This window comes from Mycobacterium sp. 3519A (assembly GCF_900240945.1).
Taxonomy (GTDB): Bacteria; Actinomycetota; Actinomycetes; order Mycobacteriales; family Mycobacteriaceae; genus Mycobacterium.
Genome location: NZ_OESG01000014.1, coordinates 1,073,612 through 1,097,970 on the forward strand (window position 1 = coordinate 1,073,612; position 24,359 = coordinate 1,097,970).

22 protein-coding genes and 2 pseudogenes are annotated in these 24,359 nt (G+C 63.7%); 9 read left to right on the forward strand and 15 right to left on the reverse strand.

Annotated elements, in window-relative coordinates:
* The first annotated feature begins 205 nt into the window (after nt 1-205).
* The 3 genes from C1A30_RS25985 (at nt 206) to C1A30_RS25995 (ending at nt 2,866) form a co-directional block, all read left to right on the forward strand.
* A complete protein-coding gene (locus C1A30_RS25985; protein ID WP_101952885.1) occupies nt 206-703 on the forward strand; it encodes a flavin reductase family protein in 498 nt (165 codons plus the stop codon).
* Between the two features lie 128 nt (nt 704-831).
* Nucleotides 832-1,302, forward strand: coding sequence for a hypothetical protein (locus C1A30_RS25990; RefSeq protein WP_235010203.1), 471 nt, complete (start codon nt 832-834; stop codon nt 1,300-1,302).
* A gap of 1,060 nt (nt 1,303-2,362) precedes the next feature.
* A complete protein-coding gene (locus C1A30_RS25995; RefSeq protein ID WP_142392668.1) occupies nt 2,363-2,866 on the forward strand; it encodes an Lsr2 family protein in 504 nt (167 codons plus the stop codon).
* Between the two features lie 487 nt (nt 2,867-3,353).
* On the opposite strand, the gene C1A30_RS26000 is transcribed toward C1A30_RS25995, so the two are convergent.
* Entirely contained in the window at nt 3,354-4,376 is a 1,023-nt protein-coding gene (locus C1A30_RS26000) for a hypothetical protein (RefSeq protein ID WP_142392669.1), read from the reverse strand.
* A gap of 730 nt (nt 4,377-5,106) precedes the next feature.
* A pseudogene (locus C1A30_RS36195) lies at nt 5,107-5,361 on the reverse strand (hypothetical protein); the annotation flags it as partial.
* 278 nt (nt 5,362-5,639) lie between these two features.
* Between C1A30_RS36195 and C1A30_RS26005 the strand changes: the two are divergent.
* Both C1A30_RS26005 and C1A30_RS26010 read left to right on the forward strand, forming a co-directional pair.
* Nucleotides 5,640-6,071 (forward strand): hypothetical protein, encoded by a 432-nt coding sequence (locus tag C1A30_RS26005; RefSeq protein WP_142392670.1) that lies wholly within the window; start codon nt 5,640-5,642, stop codon nt 6,069-6,071.
* On the forward strand, nt 6,068-7,204 hold the full coding sequence (locus C1A30_RS26010) for a hypothetical protein (RefSeq protein WP_101951187.1): 1,137 nt from the start codon (nt 6,068-6,070) through the stop codon (nt 7,202-7,204). Before C1A30_RS26005 ends, C1A30_RS26010 begins: the two co-directional genes overlap by 4 nt.
* A gap of 20 nt (nt 7,205-7,224) precedes the next feature.
* Here C1A30_RS26010 and C1A30_RS26015 read toward each other — a convergent pair.
* Nucleotides 7,225-7,703 (reverse strand): annotated as a pseudogene (locus C1A30_RS26015) (transposase); the annotation flags it as partial.
* 25 nt (nt 7,704-7,728) lie between these two features.
* The gene (locus C1A30_RS26020) at nt 7,729-8,796 is read right to left on the reverse strand and encodes a phosphotransferase family protein (RefSeq protein WP_101951188.1); all 1,068 of its coding nucleotides are present in this window, start codon (nt 8,794-8,796) and stop codon (nt 7,729-7,731) included.
* A 980-nt stretch (nt 8,797-9,776) separates the two neighbouring features.
* On the opposite strand from C1A30_RS26020, the gene C1A30_RS26025 reads away from it, so the two are divergent.
* Nucleotides 9,777-10,892, forward strand: a complete 1,116-nt coding sequence (locus C1A30_RS26025; RefSeq protein WP_235010204.1) for a threonine/serine exporter ThrE family protein — start codon at nt 9,777-9,779, stop codon at nt 10,890-10,892.
* A 281-nt stretch (nt 10,893-11,173) separates the two neighbouring features.
* Here C1A30_RS26025 and C1A30_RS26030 read toward each other — a convergent pair whose 3' ends face one another.
* The 9 genes from C1A30_RS26030 to C1A30_RS26070 form a co-directional block, all read right to left on the reverse strand.
* On the reverse strand, nt 11,174-12,121 hold the full coding sequence (locus tag C1A30_RS26030; RefSeq protein WP_235010205.1) for a PfkB family carbohydrate kinase: 948 nt from the start codon (nt 12,119-12,121) through the stop codon (nt 11,174-11,176).
* A gap of 20 nt (nt 12,122-12,141) precedes the next feature.
* Entirely contained in the window at nt 12,142-13,680 is a 1,539-nt protein-coding gene (locus C1A30_RS36200) for a cytosine permease (protein ID WP_101951189.1), read from the reverse strand.
* A gap of 26 nt (nt 13,681-13,706) precedes the next feature.
* On the reverse strand, nt 13,707-14,729 hold the full coding sequence (locus C1A30_RS26040; protein WP_101951190.1) for an ADP-ribosylglycohydrolase family protein: 1,023 nt from the start codon (nt 14,727-14,729) through the stop codon (nt 13,707-13,709).
* Nucleotides 14,726-15,448 carry a GntR family transcriptional regulator gene (locus tag C1A30_RS26045; protein ID WP_101951191.1) on the reverse strand — a complete coding sequence of 241 codons (723 nt, stop codon included), beginning with the start codon at nt 15,446-15,448 and terminating at the stop codon, nt 14,726-14,728. Before C1A30_RS26045 ends, C1A30_RS26040 begins: the two co-directional genes overlap by 4 nt.
* Nucleotides 15,449-15,759: 311 nt before the next feature.
* Nucleotides 15,760-15,909 (reverse strand): acetyl-coenzyme A synthetase N-terminal domain-containing protein, encoded by a 150-nt coding sequence (locus tag C1A30_RS36205; protein WP_369974184.1) that lies wholly within the window; start codon nt 15,907-15,909, stop codon nt 15,760-15,762.
* A complete protein-coding gene (locus tag C1A30_RS26055; protein WP_101951192.1) occupies nt 15,884-16,948 on the reverse strand; it encodes an AAA family ATPase in 1,065 nt (354 codons plus the stop codon). Before C1A30_RS26055 ends, C1A30_RS36205 begins: the two co-directional genes overlap by 26 nt.
* A gap of 9 nt (nt 16,949-16,957) precedes the next feature.
* Entirely contained in the window at nt 16,958-17,995 is a 1,038-nt protein-coding gene (locus tag C1A30_RS26060) for an aliphatic amidase (RefSeq protein ID WP_101951193.1), read from the reverse strand.
* A 59-nt stretch (nt 17,996-18,054) separates the two neighbouring features.
* Nucleotides 18,055-18,678, reverse strand: coding sequence for an AmiS/UreI family transporter (locus tag C1A30_RS26065; RefSeq protein ID WP_101951194.1), 624 nt, complete (start codon nt 18,676-18,678; stop codon nt 18,055-18,057).
* Nucleotides 18,679-18,773: 95 nt separating this feature from the next.
* Entirely contained in the window at nt 18,774-19,850 is a 1,077-nt protein-coding gene (locus tag C1A30_RS26070; RefSeq protein WP_101951195.1) for a substrate-binding domain-containing protein, read from the reverse strand.
* A gap of 103 nt (nt 19,851-19,953) precedes the next feature.
* On the opposite strand from C1A30_RS26070, the gene C1A30_RS26075 reads away from it, so the two are divergent.
* The gene (locus tag C1A30_RS26075) at nt 19,954-20,349 is read left to right on the forward strand and encodes a MarR family winged helix-turn-helix transcriptional regulator (protein ID WP_101951196.1); all 396 of its coding nucleotides are present in this window, start codon (nt 19,954-19,956) and stop codon (nt 20,347-20,349) included.
* 47 nt (nt 20,350-20,396) lie between these two features.
* Here C1A30_RS26075 and C1A30_RS26080 read toward each other — a convergent pair whose 3' ends face one another.
* Both C1A30_RS26080 and C1A30_RS26085 read right to left on the reverse strand, forming a co-directional pair.
* Nucleotides 20,397-21,716, reverse strand: a complete 1,320-nt coding sequence (locus tag C1A30_RS26080) for a methyltransferase (RefSeq protein ID WP_142392672.1) — start codon at nt 21,714-21,716, stop codon at nt 20,397-20,399.
* 181 nt (nt 21,717-21,897) lie between these two features.
* Entirely contained in the window at nt 21,898-22,509 is a 612-nt protein-coding gene (locus C1A30_RS26085) for a TMEM175 family protein (protein ID WP_101952888.1), read from the reverse strand.
* Nucleotides 22,510-22,906: 397 nt separating this feature from the next.
* Between C1A30_RS26085 and C1A30_RS26090 the strand changes: the two genes are divergently transcribed.
* Nucleotides 22,907-23,548 (forward strand): ABATE domain-containing protein, encoded by a 642-nt coding sequence (locus tag C1A30_RS26090; RefSeq protein ID WP_101951198.1) that lies wholly within the window; start codon nt 22,907-22,909, stop codon nt 23,546-23,548.
* A 324-nt stretch (nt 23,549-23,872) separates the two neighbouring features.
* Nucleotides 23,873-24,334 carry a nuclear transport factor 2 family protein gene (locus C1A30_RS26095; RefSeq protein WP_101951199.1) on the forward strand — a complete coding sequence of 154 codons (462 nt, stop codon included), beginning with the start codon at nt 23,873-23,875 and terminating at the stop codon, nt 24,332-24,334.
* Nucleotides 24,335-24,359 lie beyond the last annotated feature (25 nt).

Here is a 24,359-nt window from a genome sequence, read left to right on the forward strand (position 1 = left end):
TCCTGTGCAACAGAGAAGTTCGCATAAACCCGGAGCATCCGATGAAGTCCACTCGAGGTGCGACACCTGCAGACACAGCCCTGCCACAGGATCGGGACCGTCGGCCGGCGTGCGGGTCGCGCCGAACAGCTCGCGCGATTGTTGGTGGTTTGCGGTGACGAGCTGACCAGGTGATCGACACATTGGACACAGTGCAGGAGTGATGATGGAAGCCCCCGATGCCGCGGTATACGAGAAGTTCGCCCGCCAGCTGAACTACTCGATGTTCATCATCACAACCAGCGCGGGCGCTGGCCTGGCCGGTTGTCTCGTCGGATTCGCCAGCGAGATCAGCATTCACCCGCCACGCTTCATGGCAGGACTGTCCGTACGCAATTACACCTTCGAGGTGGCCCAACGGGCGCGCCATTTGGCCGTACACACGGTCGCCCGCAGCCAGCGAGGCCTCGTCGAGCTCTTCGGAGGCCTGACCGGCGACGAGGTGAACAAGTTCCAGCGATGCTCCTGGCATGAGGGCCCTCATGGCATGCCGATACTCGATGATGCCGCGGGCTGGTTCGTTGGCCAAATAGTCCGCAGAATTGTCCTCGGAGACCACGTCGGCTACGTACTGACACCCGTGGCAGGTCAGGTTGATAACGCGTGCGAAGAGCTGGTCACGTTGGCCGACGTTCGCGATCTCACGCCTGGGCACGAGGCCTGACTTCGCACCTCACACTCGGCGGAGACACCTGCGGCCAGCATGCCTGTGACATCCGGATCGGCAATCAAAAGCCCAGCAAGGCAACGGCTGTCGGTATAGCGAATTGCCGATGCCATAGAGCCTGGTTAATGGGCCCGTTCGAATCCGTTGAGGGAAACTGGAAGCCGCCGCTGATAACCTTGCCGGTCATGCCAGTAGAGCTGCCTAGTGACCTGTCTCTTCTCATTCGCACCGACTTCACCGACGACAACGCGTGGCGCGCGGTGTGTAAGGCGGCCTGCGCACCGGATCCAGAGCACGGTTTTCGGGCCTTTCTCACCTGCATCGACGATCCGGAACTCGACGGAGCCACGGTCGAGAGCCTGATCCCTCTCGTGCGCAATTATTTCTTCGTAGTAGACAACCACACCATCACCGATCCTGAGCACCCGATCTTGGCGGTCGCCGGCGACCCCGACGACGACCTCGATCCCGGCACCAGTTTTCGTGTCATCCCCTCGGCGATGTGGAGTCCGGAGAACAACCTCTCGCTGGGTAACATGCTGTTCGAGGACTTTGTCGACGCTGCCGGCGACGGTGTGTTCCGCGGCTTTGCGTAGTTTACGGGCACTCCCCGGTTAAAGAACAGCCGCGGTCAACTGTTGATCAGCCACGTGGGCGCACTCCGATTGCGGCACTTTCTTTTCCGTCAGCGACCGCTAGCCTCTCAACGCCCATGTTGCACCAGCCCGGCAAAGCACAAAGGCGACCGTGCCGCTACGGCCGCAGTGTTTTCGTCTGATTCGAGCTGCACAGGAGGGCGTCGGCTTCACCTTTGAAGTTGGGAGCTTCCAAGGGGGCTGTGTCACGGAACCTATGAGTAGGCGGAATTGGTTGAGCAGGCGCGAAAGCAGGTTGAGCCAATCGATGAGCCGGTTGAGTTCGCCTTTAGTTTTTGGCAGGTTTCCATCGATGACCGGCGGGACCTATCCGTGATTCGACCGCTGCTCCCTAGTCGTGCAGACTCCGAGTTACGTCGGTTCAGTCGAGGCTGCAGCCGAGCGGATACAGCACTATCATGGCTCTCTTGGCATCGATTTCTTCACCCCGCACAAGTCAGTGGCTTGCACGTGGAACATGTTGCAGCGCATAGCTGCCGCAGTTAGATGATCCGTTGAATGTGTGGAGAGATGCAGAGAAGTGGCCGAAGCGATCCTGGCTAGGAACCCCGCAGTCCACACATTGACAAACTGAACGATGTCGAGAGGTGGCATCAGATTTGCGGGTCGCCAACGGCGCTCAGTGACGACAGCCATGCGGCGACGAGACGTGCGAACGTGAATGATGCCCTGTACTTCGCGATCATTGTAGTGGGTTGGCGTTCTCTATCCATTTGGTGATCCGTGCAGCAAATCGCGGTTCACCCACTGCCCAGATTGATTCACGGCAATCGAAACCGGCGACTACACCGATGGACAAAGCAGTGCGCGCACGCATCGTCCTGCCAGGCTTTGCTGCACCGTGAAGAGTGCATTTCTGTTCTGCGTCAACGGGATAGACGCAGCAACGTACAGAAGCTAGACATAAAGGCCCTGTCCGCCCTGTTCGCATCGACAATGAATGCGGTGGCAATTGTGATGCTATGGTGGTGCCGCGGGGTTCCACTCAAAGGATGTGATTATGGCCGAGCGCATGGTGCGCCAACTTGTAGACGATCTCGACGGGACGGCCATTGACGATGGCAGCGGTGAGCGCGTGGTGTTTAGCGTGCGCGGCGCGACATACCAGATCGATCTGTCGTCGGCGAATGCCCGGAAATTGGACAAGGCGCTAAAGCCCTTCATCGATGCCGCATTGCCGATCAGACGTGACACGGCGCGGACGGAGCAGACAGCGGAGCTCTCCAGCACGCCGAGGCAGAACTCCGCATCGAAAGCTGATCGCAACCCAGCCCGCAGCGCAGCGCGCAATGGCAAGGCGGAGAAGCAGTCCGGCACGGCAGGGCAGAATGCCGGTGCGAATGGTGATCACAGAAAGCGCGTGAGGAAGACGTCGGCACGCGCCAGAACCGCGCAGGCTCAGCCGAGCGTGATACGTGAATGGGCCCGCCAGAACGGCTACAAAATGATGGAGCGCGGCCGCATCAGCTCTGAGATCGTCGAAGCGTTCAAGGCGGCCAACTAGAGACTGCCCGCGCCTGGCGACCTGCCCGGCGCGGAATAGCTTCTTTGGCCAGGCGACCGAGCACTCCCATGCGCTCAATCCGGGCCGCGGGGCGCGCCACCCCGAAAATTGCTGCTTGCGAGGCTGATCGGGGGTGACTGACGGAGGCAGCGGATTTGTCACGGTGACGAAGCGAGTTGACGCCGGCTTCGGCTCAGTGTCGCAGCGGAGTAGGCAGGATGACAAGGTCGAGGTTCCCGTCGGCGTCGCGGGCCTCCTAGCGGCATTCGTGTTTGAAATCGAAGTGTGTTGAGCCACAGGCCGTGGCGCCGAACGGCGTCCGTTCAGCGCCACGGCCTGCTCCTGCGCTAGCGGCACCAACTCGACCGCGCCTGCGCTCGGGCCTATTTACTCAGCGGGTGTCACCGGCGTCATGGTGAGCGGCGAGCTGGTCGGCTTCGTTGTCACACGAAGTGGCGCACCGCGGCTCCGATGCCCGCCAGGCCGGCTACTTCTTGTGCGAGGACTTCGCGTCCTTCGGCGACGACTTCGCAGTGGTGGCTTTCTTCTTGGTGGCAGAGGTTGTCTTTGAGCCGCTGTCTGTTTTTGCCGTTTTCGCCGGAAGAGTGGTGGAGTCCATACCCTTTGCGCCAGAAGCGCCATCGGTAGCCGCGGTCTCTGTACCGGTGTGGCCGTCACCGGTCCGGCGGGCCGTAGGCGCCCCGTTCGTTGTGGGCGCCGCGAGGGTGGCGCCGCGGTGGGCTGCGCGGCCACGGGCGTTGGCAGCGTTTCGGTCGGTGTCCGCTTTTTCCGTGCTTGCGGTTGACGATCGTGTCGCCTTATCGGTGGCTGGCCGTGGGACGTCGAGGGTGACGACTTGAGCGGCTTTCGTCTTGATCGCTGCGACATGACCGGTTGGCGAGGATGTAGTTGCTGCGGCAGTCGGCGTGATGGCGGCGACGATCGCGTCGCGAATTTTGACCAATGTGCTCAGGGTGCCCCCCGGCGAGAGCAGTCCGGGTAGGCCGACGCCTGCGCCGTTGAGAAAGCCATTGATCATGGTCGCGGGTGCGTCGATGACAGCGGCGACCACCTGCGCGATATTGCCAGTGCCCCCCGCGTCCGCGACAGCCTGGATGGCCGCCCCTGTGGACGCAATGAGCGCCAACGGTGGCGAGGCCACCGCCGAGGCGCCAGCGAACACCACGGTGGGCAGGAGATCGACAACCTTGGTCACGTTGACCAACGGCACCGCCAACGGTGCGGCGAACGGCGCCGTTACCTTCGTGGCCCCCGTGGCGATTGTGTTGGCCGCCTGCTCGAAGTGACCCGCGGCTATTTGGCTTAACGCAAGCTGTAATTGCGCTGGGACACTACTGGGATTACTAATTTGCAGCGATTGCTGGAGCGCCTCCCCCAAGCCCTGAATCAGATTTTCCTGATTTTTGAGAACCTGCGAAAGAAGTGGTGCAACCCCGTTCTGAAAAGTCTGGTTCGTGAGTAGTCCGATGTTTTGCAGCGTGGTGTTCACGAGCTGCCCGTAGTCCTCCAGCGGACTCGTCGCCGCCGCCAGAGATGCCTCTGCGTGAGCAGTCGGTAGGGCGAGATGTGTTGGTGCAGGGGTTGATACGGAGGCGACCGCGATGACGCCTGCGCCTACCAAAGCAACCCCCGCGTTGACGTAAGGGCGAATAACGGCAGTGTGCATTAATACTCCTCAGAATACATGGATAGCCGCTGACGAACTTAACTCGTAAAAGGTTCAAAAGCCAATGGCCAGGGCAATACTTCGACCGTCTCGATCATTTACAGTCGAATTGATGATAGCTGCGGTACCGCAATAGGTGCACGGCACATTCTTTGGCAAAGCCATTTCGGAAGCCACATCGTACTCATGCTGTTGTCGCAGCTGACTGCGATCTCGCGGAACGCGGTTCGCTATGGTGGAACCGCGGTGCGACAAGGGCGTTGAATCGGTATTGCTCGATGGGAGCACCGCATTGCCCTAATCGTCTCGCGGCCGCAGAAGTGGCCTGGGCACGCGCCCGAACGGCGGACAGGGTGGCAACGAGTAGCGGGGTACCACCGCGGGGTGGCTCGACGTGGCCGTGCTCGGCGCGCAGTGAGCCGACCTAATACTGAGCAGTGACAGTGAACCCGCCGCTGTGCTTCACCCGACTTGCGCGGTTTCGCGATCACCACGCAACAGCGTCTTGGGCAATGCTCGGAACTGGAGGGGATTTGCGTAAGCCGAGATAGCGTCAAGACCTGTGGATGGGTTTGTTTGTAACGGGTCCCATATCGGTTGATCGGCTGGGCTCGGCGGGTGTGATATCGACGGGTCCTTCGGAAGCTTGGTGCTGAGATGCGGACCAGGCGACCGGGTGTGGTGCGGTGACAGCGCGTCGTCGCGCTTGAGCGGCGATGAGTCTGTAGGGCATAGCAATTGCGGCTGCGCGTGATCGGGGTTCCTTCGTTGCCCTGGTCGGCAATCGCACGGTCGCGAATCGATTTTGACGGCCTTGATCGCGCCTTCGGCATGGTCGGTGTCGTGGCGTTGTAGGTCTTCTCATCGCCCCGGTCGGACCATGATGTGCCGACTGAGGCCGAATCGGCCCGGTCGTTGTCGCTGCGGCCCGTCTTGTTCGATCCGGTTAGACGGCGGGGCCGAAGTGTTGAGAGCCCGTCAAGATCGGGTAGGTGCGCGTGTGGAAATCGTCAGGACTGATTCTTCACAGGCCCGGTCCTGCTGTGCTGGTGCCCCCGGTTGTCGACACGTGCAAGGAGATCATCGGTGCCCAGCTCATCAGGGGATGCCGTCCCGCCCGGATCGGAAGTTCCGGGCCCGGTCGGGGGCTATCGCAACGCCCCGGTCAGCGCCCCGGGGTTCACCTCGACGGTGCCGAATCTCCCCGGGGGGCCGCCGGGACTGTCGGGTGTGTTTGTCGACACCGACGCGTTGAACCGAGCAGCTGCGGTGGCTGCTGACGCCGCGAGCGAGGCGGGCAGTGACGCACAACGGCTCGACAGTGCCGTGAACCGCTCCGGACCGGCGCCGTGGGGCGATGATCCAGGACTCGGGCAGAGTTTCGGGTCGGTGTTTGCCGACCCCCGCCACTCCCTGGTGCAGGCCATCGACGCACTGCCCGAGGTGCTTGGCGACCTGGCCGATACGCTGCGCCAGACCAGCGCGACGTTCGCCGAGGCCGATGGCGACGCGATGTGATCGACGCGCATCACGTGCCGCCGGAGCTGCAGAACCTGCTGATGATCCTGGTTGGTAACAAGTGGCCGACCGGGGATGAGACCGCTCTGCGCGCCGAAGCCGATGCCTGGCGTGCGGCCGCAGCCGCGGTCGGCGCCCGCGTCGAGCAGGTGCTCACCGTGAAGCGTCTGGTGGATCAGGGGTTGGAGGGTGGGACCCGGCAAGCCTTCGACGGCTATGTGACGGGGCTGGTCGGGACCGGACCCGATGACCAGTCGGCTATTCTGCCGATGCTGGCCAGCTGTTGTGACTCAGCGGCCGACTCGCTGGATGAGTTGGCCAACCAGATCGAGACACTACGGGTCACGATCATCGGCTGCCTGGCGGTGTTGGCGACCCAGTTAGCGATCGACGCGGCGCTGTGGTTGTTCGGTGGTGAAGAGTTGGCCGCTGTCGAGGTCGCTGCCACACGCGCCGTGCTGCTGCTGGCCTTGCGCCGCGCGATCATCACCGCGGTCACCCGGGTTGCCGAATCGGTGCTCGCACAGGTCGGGTTCACTCTGCTGGCGCAACTGATCGAACTCGCTCAGGGGCATCGCCGCTCGCTGGATGGATCTCAGTTGCGAACCGCCGCGATCAACGGGGCGGTGGGCGGCGCGGTTGGCGTCGGCGCGGGGTTCATCGGCGGGATGCTGCGTTCGGGTGCGGGCAAAGTGGTCGGTTCGGGCGCACGGCTTCCCGGCAGCGGGCGCCTTCCACCGGCGGTGGGCAAGGCGGCTGCGAACCTGGCCTGGGACGCCGGATACGGGGCGGTCGCGGGCATGGCCGAAGGTGCTGCGCAGGACGCCGCGTTCGGTCTGTCCGGCGACTGGGTTTCCGGGGCCGCTAACGGCGGCTTCAACGGTGCCTGGGGTCGGGGTCACAAAGCACTGAACCCCGGCAACAAACTGTCGATATCGCCCGCCGACCACATCGAAGCCAAGCTCCACCATCACCTCGACCACACCGAACCGCCGCCGCGACCGGTCACCCCCGACAGCAGCGACGACGGGGATGGTCCGCCAGTCCTGCAAACGCCGCCACCTGAGGATTGGAATGCCTGGTCTGAAGGGCTGCTGAACACTGTCGACGAACGCTGGCAGCAGACCGAATAGGCCACACCAGCACGTGCGGCGGGTGGTTCGGTTTCGGGCGATTCTCCGGGCTCAGCGGGTGTGATGTCGACGGGTCTTTCAAGCAGTTTGCCTTTGTGGAAACCTGCGCCGGCGCGGACCAAGGCGACCAGGTGGGGTGCGTTGACCGGGCGCCAGCGGGCCTGTGCGGCGTCGATCAGCTTGTAAGCCATCGCAATCCCCGCGGCCCGGGAGCCGGGTCCTTTGGTGACCTTGGTGCCTAACCGCACGGTGGCAAGCGTCGACTCGAGGGGGTTTTGGCGACCGCTTTGGCATACTTCGCCCCGAAGTCGAGCGCGAAGGCCTTGACCGCGACTTGGGCCTTGTCGATGTCCTCGGCGTTGTAGATGTCCGTCATCGCGGCCAGCGCCGACGGGTGCGCCGACTTCGGTAGCGCAGCAAGCACATTGGCCTGCTTGTGAAACCAGCAGCGCTGCTCACGGGTGGCCGGGAACACCTCGCGGACGGCATTCCAGAACCCACAGCTTCTACTGGTCCAGGCGGACCTATCGCAGCCGAGTAGTGAGTAGCTTGGCGACGCCGTGGTCCTCAATCGCCGCGTTGGCGCGCATGGTCGCTGCCAAGCCGATTTCGATCGGCTGCCACTTTGACCCCATCCCTGCTGTGACGACCGCAGCGATCCACGCGGACACCAGGTGCAGCTGGTATTGACCCCACGCCTCGTCGAGGTCGACTTCGGCACCGCGTTCCTGCAGTCCTCTGCAGTAGCGGGCGATGAGATGACGTTCCTGTGCGCGTCGCAGTTGGGTTGGCACCGAGTTGCCGAGGAAATAGGCGACGTCACGCAGGCCGGGCGCGCAACCAACCATGGCCCAGTCGAGGAATCCGGGCTCGGTGCCGTCGATGAACATGTTGCCGAGGTGTGCATCGCCGTGGACCAAGGTTCGAGTGCCTTCGGCAATTAGCCCCGGCACTTTCTCGGCGCGGGGCACATACACTTCGGCCAGCTCGTGCGACGCCGCGGGCAGGCGTTCTCCGAGTTCTTCAACGGCGAAGCGCACCAACGCTGCTGCCGATCCGTAGCTCTGTGAGCTCGATGCACCGCGAACCCAGGCCAAGTCCCCGTCGGGGGAGAAGCGTGGGCTGTCCCAGAACGCGGCGTGCATTGCGGCAAAGGCATCAATCGTGTGTTCGACGAACGAGGCCAAGTCGGCGTCGCTATGTCCTGGATAGCGTGCGCCGACCGCGTGTAGGTCTTCGAGCACCATGACGTAGCGGCCAGCGTCATCGTGTGCCGCGTAGAAGGGTTGCGGGTGGCGCACTGGCACATCCGTCGCGAGCTCGGCATAGAAGCGCGCCTCGGCAATGCCCATGCCTTGCTGGTCGACGAACATGCGCTGCTCGGCGTCGAACGGCGCCAACTTCACGAACACCGAGCCTGGCAGGTTAGGGTCGTCGTGTGCCAGCAAGACGCGCGCTCGGCCCGTCGTTCCGGAGTGTGCCTCGACGACGTCGATTGAGCGCAACCTCGCGCCCGGTGCGTAAGCCTGCAGCACGCCCTCAAGCCACGTGGACGTGACGTCCGCGACGTCGGTCGGGATGGGTGCTGACACGTTCGCAGGCTAGCGCAGAACCACTCCCAAACCCGCGCGTTGGGGAGTGAAGTAGCTCTGAACAAACTGTGAATCGCCTTGAACCGTTAGTGAAAGGCTGCACGCGACCACCACTTGGCGATTTGGCGCAGCCGATTACAGTCCCCGAGCCAGCTATGGAACACATGTTGATTGCATATCTGCACACCGAACACGTTGCGACTATTGGCGCTTCATTCTTCTGTCGAGCACAGCACACGACACACACGTAGATGCCATACGCGGTCCAACGACACTGTACGGATCTGCCCAACGGAGGGACTGCCCCCAAAGCTCAACGACGACAACGTCTCTGCCACACCTGAGAAACTGTGCACCCGGTCCGTCCATTCTCATACACAAATGCGACGACTCCTGCGCCCCACCCCCCAAAAAACTCCTTCACGCCCGACATCAGGCGCCGCGAACCGCGCGTACACCTCACCCATGCTGCCGGAGCTCAATAGCCGTACCACGGTGTATCGAGCAAACTTGTGCATCATTGCTCGAACAAGGCCGATCGGATGAAAACGGATTAGACAATCGACAGATCTGCTAGCCAGATCACTACTTCCGCGCACATCGACGCCGGCGAACGCTGTCGTGTGTTTCGTTCCAGCCGATACCTGAGTCAATCACCCATCGCCAACTGCTACCGGGTCTTCGATTCTGTCGATGGGCGGGTAAGCCAGCGAGAATGTGGTGTCGCGATGGGTGCAGGCGCGCAGTCGCGTAATCGAGCATTTTCTGGCGGCAGGCACTTGTAACCATCACGAACGCAGCACATTTCGACGAGAAGTTGGGCCTCTCATTCCTTTCAAGACTTCGGCTCAGTAGCTTGGGCTTGAGTCAGCATCGGCCGACGCGGCCGCGCGGTGATGGCGTGCCAATTAATGTCATGTTCATTACCGCGACGGCGTAGCGCGGCGTGAAGCGTTTATTTGTGGGACACAATCTCGGGTGTGAGCGATCAACACCCCAGCAGGGCAGCGCAATTGCTGCAGTCGATTCGTAAGCAGGCACCAGAGGCGCTCGAGAATGATCACAGTCACAGCGACACCGACGTCGCAGCCATGTTGCGAGAATTGGGAATCGCGTTGGTGGAGTGCGAGCAGCCGACGCACCTGATCGCGGCTCGGCTGCTGGCGATCGCCCCTCGATACACCCGCGAAACAGTCCGAGTGGTTGTGCTACCGACCGCGCTCGTAGTCCAAGTCGGCACTGTTGCTTACGAGATCGAAATGGTCGCCAAGCCGACGACTCAGTTGAACCTCGCCGGACGCATCGATGCGATCGTCGACCTTGCCGAGGTGGGCGCCATAACGCCAGCCGACGCGACCCGCGAAGCCACCGCCGCGCGGTCGACACCACCGCGATTCGGACCCGTTATGACCGTTACCGGATACACCATCACCACACTGGGTTTCGGCATGATCATTAACCCGACGTGGGCGTCGCTGTGGGGATATGTCTTTTTGGGCGCGGTGGTCGGCTTAATCACCGTGTTCGGCAGATTGCTGCCCACAATGCAGGCGGTTTTGCCCACGTTTGCCGCCGCGGTTGTCACGGTGCTGGCTAGCGCGTTCGTCGCCGACGCCGCCAACGATGGGCTGTTGCGGGTGATCAGCCCGCCGTTGGTGGCGGTCTTGCCGGGTCTGGCGCTGACGGTCGCCGCGATGGAACTGGCCAGCGGTCAGGTGATCAGCGGCGCCACCCGATTGATTTACGGCGTGGCCCAATTGGGGCTGCTCGTCTTCGGCGTTGGGCTGGGCTTGCATGTCGGGACCGACCTCAACCCGCAGCAGCCGTCGGCGCAGATGGGATGGTGGTCTCTGTATATCGCCGTGGTAGTCATTTCGATCGGGCTCTACATCTACCTGTCCGCACCGAAAGGGTCCCTGGTGTGGCTGATGTTGGCTATCGGCACGGCTTTGGTGGGGCAGAAAATCGGCGGACTGTTTCTGTCGCCGACGCACTCGGGTGCCGTTGGCGCCTTTCTAGCAATGCCATTCGCGATGCTCGCCGCACGGATCAGAACCTCTCCGCCCGCAATTGTCATGATGCTTGCGGCCTTCTAGGCGCTCGTTCCCGGCGCGTTGAGCTTCGAATCGCTGAGTAACGCTGCAGCGGGCGAAGGTGATATCGCGACCTTGGGCACCGCTGTCACCGCAGTCTTCTCGATTGCCCTGGGCGCACTGATCGGCTTCAGCGTCTACAACACCGTCCACAACTGGCACGGCCGCCGAGCCTCAACCTTCTGACCGACTTACCGGTGGCCGGAATAGGCTCAACCCTTTGTCCCCTCGATCCGTTGCGTCCCAGACGACCGGCACCGTCGAACCACGGCGCAGCGCAGCCTCTACTCGGATTCGGGGCCTTGCAGCTCCCTTGTCGCAGCCACTGCTTTCGCGATTGCGGCGTCCACCTCAGCTGCACTGGGTGCGCTGTCCGGTCCGTGGCGGCTGACCGAGAGTGCGGCGGCGACATTGGCGCGGTAGATGGCGCGTATCGGATCGAGTCCCGCCGCCAGCGCGGCAATCATTGCGCCGGTGTGGATGTCGCCTGCGCCGTTGGTGTCGACGACTTCCGTGGCGGGCAAGCCCAAGATTTCCACAGGTGCGCTGCCAGGGGTTGCAAGTACCGCCCCGGCCGCACCCGCCCGAACGACGACGCCGCGCCGGCCGGTCCGCTCACTCAAGAGGACCGCCGCCGCGGCGGCGGAGCGACCGGTGAGCAGGCGGGCCTCGCGGTCGTTACATGTCCACCAATCCGCCCGGCCGAGGGCGGCCGCCAGCACGGATTCCTCGATCTCGGCTACCAGTGGCCCAGGGTCGACGACCACCGTGGCGGACGACGGAAGGGTCGGCAGCCAATCGCGGAGGGACGGGCCGTTGCACGCGAAAGCCAGGCTGTAACCGGAGACATAGACGATGTCACCTTGCCGCAGATCGATTCGATCGAGATCGGCCGAGCTGAGGTGCGCTTCCGCGCCGGCGCTCGTGGCGAAAGTGCGTTCGCCCCCCGGCTCGACCATTGCGACGGAGAAACCCGTATCGGCTCGGTCGAATTGGTGCTGCGCAATCTCGATCCCGAGCTCGGTCATTCTGCGCCGGGCCAGCTCTCCGAAGGGCCCGACGCCGTGCATGCCGGCGTATGTCACCGGCAGTCCTTGACGAACAGCGCTCAGCATCGAGTTCAGGCCACCGCCCACCGCCATCCGGCTGCCGGTCGCAAGGACGTCGCCGCCGCGCTCGGGCAACGCGGGCAGATACATCACCACATCGATCAAGACATTTCCGGTGTGCACGAGCCGACCCGCGGACGGCCTCACGGTCGGATCTGCCGTGGTTGATGCTCGGTCGCGACGTCCACCCGCGCGATGTCTGCGTCTCCCGCGTCCGGTCGGGCCTCGGTAAGACGTCTTGGCCGCCTGACCGCGGTGATCAACCCATAGAGACCGCCGCTCACAACGAACGCAATGACCCAACCGAGACCGTTGCGGCCCAGCCATGAGTCGGCGAGCGGGCCGCTGAACCACACGTCATCAGCCGAGGTCGAGGCCGTCGTGAAGAGAAGTCCGGCGACGATGCCGGCCAGCCATGCCGACACCGCAACCCATTGGATTCCGCCGCGGTACCAGTAGATGCCGGTGCGCGAGGTATCCATCAATCCTTTCGGATCGTAGTGATCACGGAGGGGCATATCGGCGAGGAAGACCGCTACCCACGCGGTGATCGGCACGGCCAGCAGGGAGATGAACGTGATGAACGGACCGTAGAAGTCATCCGCGATCAGCATGAAATAGATGCCGCCGGCCAGCGTCAACACGATGTCGAGACCGACCGCCACCACCCGGCGGGTACGCACGCCGAGCGTGATCATCGTCAGACCGGCCGAGTAGACCGAGAGGTTGTTCGACAGCAGCAGCCCGCCGAACGCGGCAACCAGGTAGGGCACCGCCATCCAGGAGGGCAGCAGCGTCTGGATCGCCGCAACGGGATCGCTTGCGGAGGCCAAGCTGTCGTCACCGGCGGAAAGTAGCGCGCCCAGACCGATCAGCAAGAACAACGGCACACCGGCTCCGACGGACGCGGCCGCGACGACGCGGCTCCCTGCAACCTGCTGACGTTGGTAACGCGCCATGTCGGCTCCTGCGTTGGCCCAGCCGATCCCGGTGCCGGCCGCGACCACACCCATGCCGGCGACCATGACGCTCAGCGGTGCCGCCGGGGCGTGCGCGACCGCCGCCCAGTCGACCCTGCCGACGAGAAAGAGGCCGACGACGACGTTCAGAGCTGCGAATACGTATGCAGCCCAACGCTGTATCCAGATCAAAGTGGCGTGCCCGAGGCCCGAGACCACCAAAGTGAGCACCACGAAGAGCAGCAGGCTCATGACGGTCAACGGAGGATTCGGTTTGATACCGAACGCGATACCCATTAAGGCCAGGAGGGCGTAGGCGGCGGTCGTCGTGTTGACAGTCTCCCAGCCGACCCGCGAGAGCCAGGACACCACGGTGGGCCCGTGGTTTCCGCGGGCGCCGAAGACCGCGCGCGACAACGTCATGCTCGGGGCGCCACCGCGTTTGCCGGCGACACTGATCAGGCCGACAAGCGCGAAGGAACCGAAGGAACCAACCGCGGCGGCGAACAACGCCTGCCAGATGTTGAGACCGCGCAGTCCGACGAGGGTCGCGCCCAGCGGCAGTCCGAGGATCGAGATGTTGGCGGCGAACCACACCCAGAACAGTTGGCGGGGCTCACCGGTGCGCTCATCGGCTGGCACCGGTTCGATACCTCGAGACTCAATGGCGCCGACCCGGTTCGCTTCCTTCGGCACCTCTTGCTCCGGTTTGACTTCGGACATCGTCGTCCCGCCTTTCCGTTGACTGGTCAGCCGCCGTGGCGAAGGGCGAGCAAGCCCTGCGCCAACTCTGACAATGGGATTCGGTTCACCGCGTCGATGGTCTGCAGTGCCGTGTCGGGGAAAGCCTCCGAGCCGCGGGTGGCACCAGCGATCGCACCGACCATCGCGGCGATGGTGTCGCAATCACCGCCCAGAGAGCCGGCGAACAGGCACGCGCGCCACGGGTCGTCGGGGTAGACGGCAAGCGCCGCGAAGGCGGCGGGTACCGATTCCTGCGTCGCCACGCTGGTGCCCACCAGGCGGTAGATGGTGTCCGCTGCCACTTCCGGTGCCTGCCCGCTGACCAATTCAGTGGCCCATCGGATACGAGCTGCAACGTCGGCGGCCGCAACCCAGTGTCCCCGGTCGCCGGCCTGGTCTGCGGCATGCACTGCCGCGGCCGTCGCTGCGATGGTGTCGGCTCCAGCGATGCCCGAGCTCACCGCTGCGGCCACCGCGGCGGCTCCGGCGAGGGCGACTCCGGTGTTGTGGGTGACCCAGCTGGCCTCCACCACTCGGTCGACGAGGCGGGGCAGGTCGTCGGCGGGGACGGCGATACCCACCGGGGTAATCCGCATGGCAGCGCCGTTGGTCGTGCCGTGGCGGCCGGCGTCTTCGATGGCGGTGCCCGCGGCCACCGCGGCTACCGCGGCGCGCGTCGACGGCCCCAGCAGGTCCAGCGAGCCCCTGCGACGCATTTCGGTTTCCCAGGCGAGTAGTTCCTGGGCGAGGACGTGCGCGTCGACATGACCGTTGCCGGCGATCAACACCCGACCCAGCAGCACGGCCTGCTCGGTGTCGTCGGTGACGGATCCGGCCCGCATACCTGGAGCGATGGGTTGGTCGGGAGGTCCTGGTTCGAAGCCGTTCAACCACCCATACCGATGCGCGATCAAATCGCGGGGTAATGATTGTGTGGGCATCCCCAGTGCGTCACCGATGGCGAGTCCATACAGAGCGGCGACCGCGCGCGGATGCGCGTCCGCTGCTGTGTCTTCGCTTGCGATCATGCTGAGTCGTCACCGAAGCGCAGGTGTAGCTGAAAGCGCCGAGGATCCAACCAGCTCTCGACGTATTCGACGAAGCGCCCGTGCCGGTCTCGACTCAACTTGCGGGTATGCAAATACAACTCGCCCGCCGAACAACCGAACAGCTGTGCGTCGCCGTCCTCGATCGGTGCCACCTCGGCCCACTCCTCGCCACGAGCGGGCACCAGCCCTTCGTCGAAGAGCATCTCGTACAGCGACGTGTCAAGGCCTCGCTGAGGTAGGGAGCGAAGAGTCCCGACCGCCGGTACCCGGCTTCTCTCGATCGAGACCACCGGCCCGTCGGTGAGGCGTCGGCACCGGTCGACTGCAACGAATTCGCTCGCCACCGGCAACCCATATCGGTGGATCAGGTCGGGTTCATCGACGACCTCCAGACGGAGGACCTCGACACTGCTGTCGATTCCCTGCGCTGCCAGCGCGCGAGTCCACCCGAGGCGATCGTCGAGTTCACGGCGATCGAACGTGACAAACGACCCCTTACCCGAATGCGTGGCTATCAGGTCACGCCGCGACAGCTCGCTCAGCGCTTGCCGGACCGTGTTGCGACTGACTTTGAAGCGTGCGGCGAGCGTGTGCTCTCCGGGCAAGAGGGCACCGTCGCGCAAACGCCCGTCGCGAATGTCTCGAGCCAGTTCATCGGCGATGCGCTGGTGCTTCAAGGACGGTACCTGTCCAGACATGTCCAGTACCTTACCAGCGGCGCCGTTCTGCTCGCTGACGCCGCAGACCGCGTGGCCTACGTCAGGACGGACGACCTCACGGCGGACAGTCTGCGGGCCACATCGCCGTGCACTCCGAGAGCCATCCGGCTGCCTCGATCTGGCGCCTGGTCGACGTGGAACACGATGGTGCACATTCCCGTACACAGCCGAGCTGCTGGACGGATTCACGGCGATGGTCGCGGCAGTGCTCATGCCTCGACGAAATGGCACGGCCATTGGCCTCCACCCGCTGCCCGTGACCCTGCTCGACGTGGCGGTCCACGCAGTTGTTAGGCGACATTGAGTGTGCCGTCTGCGAACCATCGGGCATACGGCGCATCCGACCAGACCAAAATCTGGTCGAGCGGCTGGTGCCAGCTGAGCCGGCGATCGTCGATGGCTCCTAACTCGTTGTCAGAGAACAGGAATGACGACGACATTGGCCGCCGACATGCTCGCCGTCAACGTCATCGGTGTCGTGCCTGTCGGCCGCTCGCGCAGAAGACACTGCGCCGCTGGTGCGATCAGGTGATCGCGGATGGCCCGCCGCAGCGCGCGCGCCCCGTAGACCGGATCAAACCCGGCGTCGTGCAGAAAGTCCAGCACCGCGGGATCCACCTGCAGGTCTACCGATTCGCGGGCCAAGCGGCGCACGACCAGGTCGACCTCGCGTGCTGTCACACGCCGGGCTGTTGCGGGCTCGAACGACTCCATCACGACGACCTCGTCGATGCGGTTGAAGAACTCCGGATCAAAGAAGGCTTCAACGGCGCTGGTGAGAACGTCGCGGGCGCCCTCGGTGGTGGCCTGCTGACGGGTGAGCGACCACCATCTACGCCGCCGGTGGGCCTGGCGGCGTTGTGCGCGGGCGAGATCTTTGGAGCCGAGGTTGGAGGTGATGAAGATATGGCAGTTGCGAAACGAGATCTTCTCGCGACCGTTGGCTAGGCGCAGTTCACCGCAGTCGAGGACGTGCAGCAATGCCCGAATGACGGTCGCATCGGCTTTCTCGATCTCGTCGAACAGCACGACACCCGGCGTGAACGGATCGCCCTCGATCTTGTCCTTGTCGAATAACGTGAACGATTCTTTGCTGCCCGCATACCCGGGAGGGGCGCCTGAAAACGACGCGGCGTAGTGCTCCTGCGCCAGCGCCGCCATGTCGATCCGGCAGAGATCGTCCGGCCCGGAACGTAATTCAGCGGCGACCTGCCGGACGAGTTCGGTCTTGCCGACTCCGGTCGGCCCCACGAGGAGAATGCTCGCCAGGGGCCGACCGGGATCGGCCACACCGGCATGTGCAATCGACACCGCCCGGGCCACCGCGCGCAGCGCTGCCGGCTGACCCAGAATCCGGCTGCCGAGCCGATCAAGGAACGCATCGTGGTCGAAGGCCGTCGGCGAGGACGTGACGGCGCTGTTTCTGGCACGATCGAACGTCGCGTTTTGATCGTGGTACATGTCGGTGAGGTATGGCATCGGGTACCGCTACGCCTCAGCTGCCAGTTCAACGGGCAGGGTGCCGACACGGCAGTCGGCGACGCCGACGGTGTCGCGGGTAATCGACTCCACGATTTCCTGCGCCTTCTGGGCGTCGGTCGCCCAGAGCTTGTAGAACTCGAACGGGCAGTCCGCCACGCCCTTGTCACCGTCGCCGGCGGCGTGAACGCCCGAGTATCCGCGGTGCAGAAGCTTGAAGAGATGGTTCTGGGACTGATCGTTGTGCCGGGCGTCTCGGATCGCAGAAAGCGACAGCTGGGCGAACTGGATCCCGTACTCCTCCTCGCCCGTCTCGCCCAGCGTGCGGCCGTCGAACCCGATGACGGCCGAGTGTCCGAAATAGGAGTACACGCCGTCGAATCCGGCAGCATTGGCTACCGCGACATAGCAGTTGTTGGCCCACGCCATCGCCTTGGCCATGAGAACTTGTTGGTCCTTGGCCGGATACATATATCCCTGGCACCGCACGATCAGCTCCGCACCCTTCATGGCGCAGTCTCGCCAGATCTCGGGATAGTTTCCGTCATCGCAGATGATCAACGAGATCTTCATTCCCTTGGGGCCGCGCGAGACATAGGTGCTATCACCGGGATACCAGCCCTCAATCGGGCACCAGGGCAGAATCTTTCGGTACTTCTGCACGATCTCCCCGGTGTCGTCGATCAGGACCAGCGTGTTGTACGGCGGCTTGTTGGGGTGGTCTTCGTGGCGTTCTCCAGTGATCGAGAAAACGCCCCAGGTTTTGGCCTTGCGGCAGGCCGCCGCGAAAATATCGGTCTCATCGCCCGGGATCGTCGCCGCGGTCGCATACATCTCGTCGGGGTCGTACATGATGCCCTGCGTCGAATACTCGGGAAAGACAACGAGATCCATGCCAGGCAAGCCGGTCTTCATCCCGACCACCATGTCCGCGATCTTACGAGCGTTGTCGAGAACCTCCTGCTTGGTGTGCAGCCGCGGCATCTTGTAGTTGACGACGGCTACGCCGACAGTGTCCGGGCTTGACGAGATGTCACCGTGACGCATGGAACTACTCCTTCATGTGATGGTTGAAATATCTTGTGAAGCAACGATTGTCGAAGCGTTCAGTTGTAGACGGCCTGGACGGCGGCGTGGGAGCGCTCCCTGGTGGTTGGCAAGAATCTTGCCGCGACAAGGAGCCCGCCCAGTGCGACTGCCCACGCCAGCGCGATAAGTCCCGATGTCCGGTAATTGCCTGTCAACGCGAGAAAGGCGGGCACCGCGCAGGTCGGCAGGCTCAGCAGTGTCACGGCCCAGCCGGTGAACGTGCTCAGCTGGGTGCGGCCGACGCCGAGGACCAGGAAGAACAGGAACCACAGCACCGCCCACGCAAGCCAGATGACGCCGAACACCGGATCGCCGGAGACGGTGAACGACAGCGCCGAATAGACGACCGCAGCGGCCGATACGAACAGGCAGAACCATCCGAGCCCTTCGGGTTCCAGACCCGCGAGGTTGACCACACCGACGTAGAGATAGGTGAATCCGAACAGGTACAGGCCCGAGGCGGCGAGAGTAGTCGCCGCGTCGCCATGCGCCTGGGCGAGCATGACAGTGGGCACGACGCACTGCAGCGCGCCGACGAACAAGTTGAGCACGGCTGCCGACCGGGCGGGCACCCGACCGAGCAACATCAGGCCGTTGACGAAGAGAACGGCCCCCACATAGAGCAATCCGACACTGTTCATACGCCGCCCCGATCGCGTTCAGATGGAATATCTTCAAATGAAAATAAGTGACGGGCGGCACACTGTCAAGCACGCAGTTGCGTGCCACACACTGCCTAGCGGCGGTTCAGCGTGGTCAAGACATCGAAGTCGAAGCCGTCGGCGACGGCCAAATGGACGGGTTGTTCGGTGACATCCGCGCTGAATTGCACTGTGCCGCGCGGAGTCTCGTAAGCGACGCACTCCGAAGTGGCGATCTCGGTCAACCGGCCCGCCCGATGGATGAGCTGCGCCAGGAGTTGCGGTCCCTCGTAGCACGATTCGGCGATGCCGCTCAGCGGTGGCGCCGTGGGACCGTGCAGGTGCAGGTAGCGTCCCAGCAGCTCCATCGAGCCGGCGCCGACCATGGACCGGAAGTACGACGCGGCCACGAATAGTCCGTGTGTGCCCTCATCACCGCTGGCTAGCAGCATGCTTTCATCCATCAGCGGGCTGAACCTCACGAATGCTTCATCGGCGCCCACCTCGGCGCACACCCGATTGAACTCGATCGCGTCCTGGCCGACGAGCAACATCATTACTGCGTCGCACCCCGATTCCAGCGCGTCTTTCACCACCCCGGTCATATCGACGCATCCGAGATCGACGAAGCGACGGCCCACGATCTGCAGATCCAGATCCTTGGCATAACGGCGGACCGCCGCCATCGACGAGCGCGGCCATATGTAGTCGTCTCCGACGATGAACCACCGCCGGACGCCGACGTTGTCGCGTAACCATCGCAGCGCGGGCCCGATCTGGCCGTCGGGTGTTTCGCCGCAACAATAAATGTCGCGACGCTTCTCGCCGCCTTCGTATAACGCCGGGTAGGCGTAAGGGATGCGGCCCGCGACGATTGGTGCCAGCGCGTTGCGAACCGACGAGATGTGCCAGCCGCTGACGGCGTCGATCCGCTCCTCGCTGACGAGCCGGTCGACGGTGTGTGCCACGAGTGCGGGATCCGCGCCCCCGTCGACGATCTCGACGTGCACCTCGCGGCCGAGTACGCCGCCCGCCGCGTTCAGGTCTGCAGCGGCGAGTCGGCTGACCGCTTCGCACGCCGGCCCGAACACCCCGCCGGGCCCCTGCAGCGGCACCACCATCGCCAGCCGCCATGTCTCAGCGCGGCTGCGCGTCGATCCGGGACCCGTCATGGTTCGTCCTCACCTGCGCCGTCGACGAATCGGCTGGTACCATTTTCACCTGGAAGTATTGCGCGTACCAAGCGCTGCGGGCAAGGGCGAAGGAGAGGTCGACATGTCGTCTGCGCTGCCTGACGGGCTGACAGCGACATCGGTCGCCACGTCGGTGCTGCGCGCGGCACGCAAGCTGACCCTCGGGTTGGAAGCCGCACTGGCTAGCGAGAAGCTTGGCGTGGACCATTGGCTGGCCCTCGACGCTCTCGCCGCCTCGGACGGTCTGACAATGGCAGAGTTGCAATCGCTTACCCTCACGGCGGGCCCGACGCAGACGCGCGTGGTGGATAAGCTGGTCTCACAGTCACTGTCCTATCGCGAGGTCGATGCGGTGGACCGCCGTAAGGTGCGCGTCTACCTCAGCGAGCGCGGAATCACGTTGCACCGCAGGCTCGTCGATGTCGTCGGAGCCGTCGAGGCGCAGTGGCTGGCCAGCGAAGGGCTCCCGGCGAAGTAGCCTGGGCCAGCGGCACATAACTCGCCTGCCGCGTCCGGCGGGCGGTGTCAGATCGCCTGGGCCGTGATGACCATTTGCGGCTCACGGGTGGGCCGTATTGACGTCCTCTTCAGGCCGGCCTCTGCCAGTAGGAGATCAAACTCTTCGACACGGCGTTCCCGACCAGTGAGCATCGCCATCATCGACATGTCGGATATCGCGATCTGGGGGTCTGGCCGCTCATCGTCCCAGACGAACTCGATGATTGCGACCCTGCCGTCCGGCAGCATCTCCTCACGACAGCGGGACAGGATCTGCACGCAGTGCTCATCCTCCCAGTCGTGCAATATGAACTTGAGCAGATACAGATCTGCCTTGACCGCGTCGGTGAGAAAGTCACCCGCCACGAATTCGGTTCGGTCAGGATAGCCGTGTTGGAGGGTGTCGGCTCGAGCATGCTCAAGAACCTCGGCTCTGTCCAAGATCACACCCTGCAGACGCGGGTTGGCATCCTGCAGCAGTCGCAGCAGAGAACCGGACGCTCCGCCGACGTCTACTGCACGTTGGACGCCGTGAGTATCGATGACGCCTGCGATGTTGTCGCTCCACAATGTCGTGGCACTGCTCATCGCGGAACTGAAAGCGGCGGCCTGCTGCGGGTTTTCACGCAGGTATGCAAAGAAGTCGGCGCCCAGCAGAGCGCCGGTCCGGTTGGCGCCGCTGCGAATGGTCGGACTTAGTCCCGTCCACGCAGACCACGCGCCAGGGTCGGTCATCGACATCGCCATGGGTCGCAACGAGCGAGGCGCATTCCGGGCCAGGGTGGCGATCAAAGGCGTCGATTCATACTTGCCACCCTTGGTGCGGGTCACCAGGCCCAAAGCCGTCCCTGCACGCAACAGACGCGCTGTCAGCGCAGGCGATGACTTCGCGCGCGCGGCGATTTCGTCGGAGGTCAGTCCGCCGGCATGCAGATGATCGGCGATGTCCAGATCTGCGAAGGCGCGCACTGTCTGACTCACCGCGTGACCGTGAATCATGAAGAACATCCGGGTATGCGCCGATAAATCTGTTGCGACCTCGCCATCTACACCGGTCACAGTCGGCGGTTGGGAACTCATCGGTAATCCTTCTGGCGGGCAACAACTTTGGACCGGTGTGGTGCGGTGCCATTGACAAAAACGATCGGGCACGGCACACGTGCCCACTATCGGCGATACAACACCATGTGGTCGCATCTGCGCCATCACAACCCATGCGCATTTCAAATGACTGCCATCGGCTCGGCGCACCTTCCTGCCTGCCGTCGGGACGCACACTGCTGATTTCACCTGCGACAACTGCGCGGCAAAAGGATGAACGGACTGTCGGGTCGATTGATCGCGCACCCGGTCGTGCCTCGCGCATGGTGACACTGCAGTGGAAAGTTGTTCACGCCGAACGTTATCGCGCCGCCTGCAGGAAACGCAGTGAAGTAATGGTCGATCTGAGAGCCGCTTGCCGGAGCTGGGGTCATTCGCGGCGGCAGTTTCGTGACGCCGCCTCCGAGCAGTGCCGTGGTCGCGACACCTAACCGTCAGCCTCGCTCATCTTTGGCTGCTGCGCCGACGACGGAACGTCGGGGCGTGTATAGCCGATCAGGCACAAACAGATCAGCGCCATCGCCAACGACGGCGACGCGATGGCCAGCACGGCCGCCGTGACGAACACCGCGATGGTGATGAACGACCGCATCTTCAGCATCCTGCGCATCAGTTGGGGAACATTCTCGTTCGCGGGGCGATCGACCACTTCCCAACACAGCGCGAGATAAGTGGCGTTGACGAAGACGAACAGCGCAGCGTAGAGCGCGACCGGCGCACCGGCCAGTCGCGTTTCGGCGATCCACTCCGTCGTGAACGGAATCAGCGACACCGCGAACAGGTGCAGGAAATTCGACCACACCAGGCGCGGCGTCGCGTCGTCGGCGAATCCGAACAGATGGTGATGGTTGATCCACACGATGGCGATGAACAGGAAGCTCACCGCATAACTCAAGCCGGTCGGCCACAGCGGCAACAGGGCAGCGAAGCTGGCCTCTTCAGGCGGTTTGAGTTCGAGCACCAAAATGGTGATGAGCACAGCGAACACACCATCGGAAAACAGACTTACCCGTTCAAGCCGAGGCGAGCGCACGACCATCTGAGCATGACCTCCGTCGTCGATGTCCTCGGCGAGCGATCCAAGTCCGCCGTGCGGTGAACCGCTCCGGCGCGCGTCACTGTGCACGACCGGGGTGCGCCTCAACGGGTCGGTATGGGCTAGACATCCCATTTTATTCCATCATGTCACGAGAGGCGACGGCATCTTCCAGCACGATCGAGGGCGGACATGAGCACTGAGGGTGCGCCGCCTGGTCACCGGCGGCGGACCACCATCAATGGCATCGATGCTTCTCATTCGCCGCGGTTATCGCACGGGGACGTTCACAGCGCCGCTGATTCACGGTCGCGTCGTCGACGTCACTAATTGTTCAGGCGAAGATTATCATTAGCGCGTACAGTTGGTGGTCAGCATGTAGCGCGGACGCTGGAGGGCAATGTCACCGTCGTTACCGTCGTCGGCCACTCGTGCGCCAGACGAACCGTTACCCATCCGGCTCATGAACACGCTGTCAGTCGATCGCCACGGCAACCTGCGCGACGCATTCGATGATCTGGACATGGTCCGCAGTTGGGTCGACATTGTCGGCGCGACCTGCGGCCTGTTTCCGTCGCGGCCAACCCACGACCTCGCCAGCCGCGAGGAGGCCGACCGGCTCATCGCCCTGCGCAATGCGATTCGGCGTCTTGCCGCAGATCACACCGACGACCCCCGCACCGTCGGGCAGTCGCCGATCCGACGCGCGTCGGCCGCACGCAAAATCGTCAACGACACGTCGGCGATGGCTCACGTGTGGCCCGAATTGGGCACCAGAGCAGGGGTCGCGCGCAGCAGAGACATGTGGGCGGAGACCTCCTTCACCGACGCGCTGGCCAGCCTTTCGGCGCGTCGGACGATAGAGCTCATCACCAGCCCGCAATGGGACGACCTGCAACCGTGTTTGGCGCCGAGTTGCGCCTACTTCTTCTTGCGGGATGCTGTCCGCAGGCAGTGGTGTGCCCCTGCCTGCGGGAACCGCGCTCGTGTGGCCCGCCACGCGCAACGCCACCGCGCCGATGCCCTGGCGTCTGGCGCCTAGCAACAGCCATTCTCTCGAAGCCCCCGGCGCCAGGCGAGATGTCGCAGTTGACACCTGCCACGGCCGGGCAGCGAACCGGCCCGCCGAGTCGGCGGTCCGCCGCGCTCTGTTGCGGAGGACGTCCCGCTCAATCCCGGGAATGTCGCCGACGTCAGCGCAGCCATTCATTCGGTGCGGTGCGCGCGTCAGCAGATTCGCGAGACCGATCGGGTCCGCTCATCAGGCTGATGGCGCAGGCGCACCGTGCGGTCCACGGCTCGCTAGCCTCATCAACATCGACAACGTAAACGATTCCGGGCCAGCTTCTTTGAAGGGAAATAATCGATGGGCGTCTCGCAGATAGCTCATACGCCGAGGATTTCATGGAATGCCACGACGTCGGAGCATCCCGCCCGCGTTGCCTCGTGGCGGGCGCTGGACGCCATCACCCGCGGCGACAAGAGCGGCTACGTCTCGCTCTACGCGCCCGACGGGGTGATCCACGACCCTATCGGCAAGACCGCCATCGACCCGACAGGGTCAGGCCACCGCGGCGCTGACGCACTCGAGAAATTCTGGGATCAAAACATCGCCACAGCGGGCGCATTGAGCTTCGTCGTGCACACCTCACTGGCATGTGACAACCACGTCGCCAACTCGTTCACGATCAACATCGAAGGGCCCGACGGCGCCGTTGCGCTCATGGACTGCATCTTCGTCTATCAGGTGGACGAGCTCGGTCTGCTCGTCCATGTCGCCGGGTACTGGGAACCGCCGACGATGGACGAGCTTCCGTCGGTGTCGTGAGTTCCCAGCGTCCGCACCGAGGAGA

Excerpts from the sequence above, each read along its gene's own strand:
- C1A30_RS25985 (WP_101952885.1), top strand. The coding sequence starts at position 206 with ATGGAAGCCCCCGATGCCGCGGTATACGAGAAGTTCGCCCGCCAGCTG.
- C1A30_RS25990 (WP_235010203.1), top strand. The coding sequence starts at position 832 with ATGGGCCCGTTCGAATCCGTTGAGGGAAACTGGAAGCCGCCGCTGATA.
- C1A30_RS25995 (WP_142392668.1), top strand. The coding sequence starts at position 2,363 with ATGGCCGAGCGCATGGTGCGCCAACTTGTAGACGATCTCGACGGGACG.
- C1A30_RS36200 (WP_101951189.1), bottom strand. The coding sequence starts at position 13,680 with ATGTCCGAAGTCAAACCGGAGCAAGAGGTGCCGAAGGAAGCGAACCGG.
- C1A30_RS26040 (WP_101951190.1), bottom strand. The coding sequence starts at position 14,729 with ATGATCGCAAGCGAAGACACAGCAGCGGACGCGCATCCGCGCGCGGTC.
- C1A30_RS26045 (WP_101951191.1), bottom strand. The coding sequence starts at position 15,448 with ATGTCTGGACAGGTACCGTCCTTGAAGCACCAGCGCATCGCCGATGAA.
- C1A30_RS36205 (WP_369974184.1), bottom strand. The coding sequence starts at position 15,909 with ATGTCGTCGTCATTCCTGTTCTCTGACAACGAGTTAGGAGCCATCGAC.
- C1A30_RS26055 (WP_101951192.1), bottom strand. The coding sequence starts at position 16,948 with ATGCCATACCTCACCGACATGTACCACGATCAAAACGCGACGTTCGAT.
- C1A30_RS26060 (WP_101951193.1), bottom strand. The coding sequence starts at position 17,995 with ATGCGTCACGGTGACATCTCGTCAAGCCCGGACACTGTCGGCGTAGCC.
- C1A30_RS26065 (WP_101951194.1), bottom strand. The coding sequence starts at position 18,678 with ATGAACAGTGTCGGATTGCTCTATGTGGGGGCCGTTCTCTTCGTCAAC.
- C1A30_RS26070 (WP_101951195.1), bottom strand. The coding sequence starts at position 19,850 with ATGACGGGTCCCGGATCGACGCGCAGCCGCGCTGAGACATGGCGGCTG.
- C1A30_RS26075 (WP_101951196.1), top strand. The coding sequence starts at position 19,954 with ATGTCGTCTGCGCTGCCTGACGGGCTGACAGCGACATCGGTCGCCACG.
- C1A30_RS26085 (WP_101952888.1), bottom strand. The coding sequence starts at position 22,509 with ATGGTCGTGCGCTCGCCTCGGCTTGAACGGGTAAGTCTGTTTTCCGAT.
- C1A30_RS26090 (WP_101951198.1), top strand. The coding sequence starts at position 22,907 with ATGTCACCGTCGTTACCGTCGTCGGCCACTCGTGCGCCAGACGAACCG.
- C1A30_RS26095 (WP_101951199.1), top strand. The coding sequence starts at position 23,873 with ATGGGCGTCTCGCAGATAGCTCATACGCCGAGGATTTCATGGAATGCC.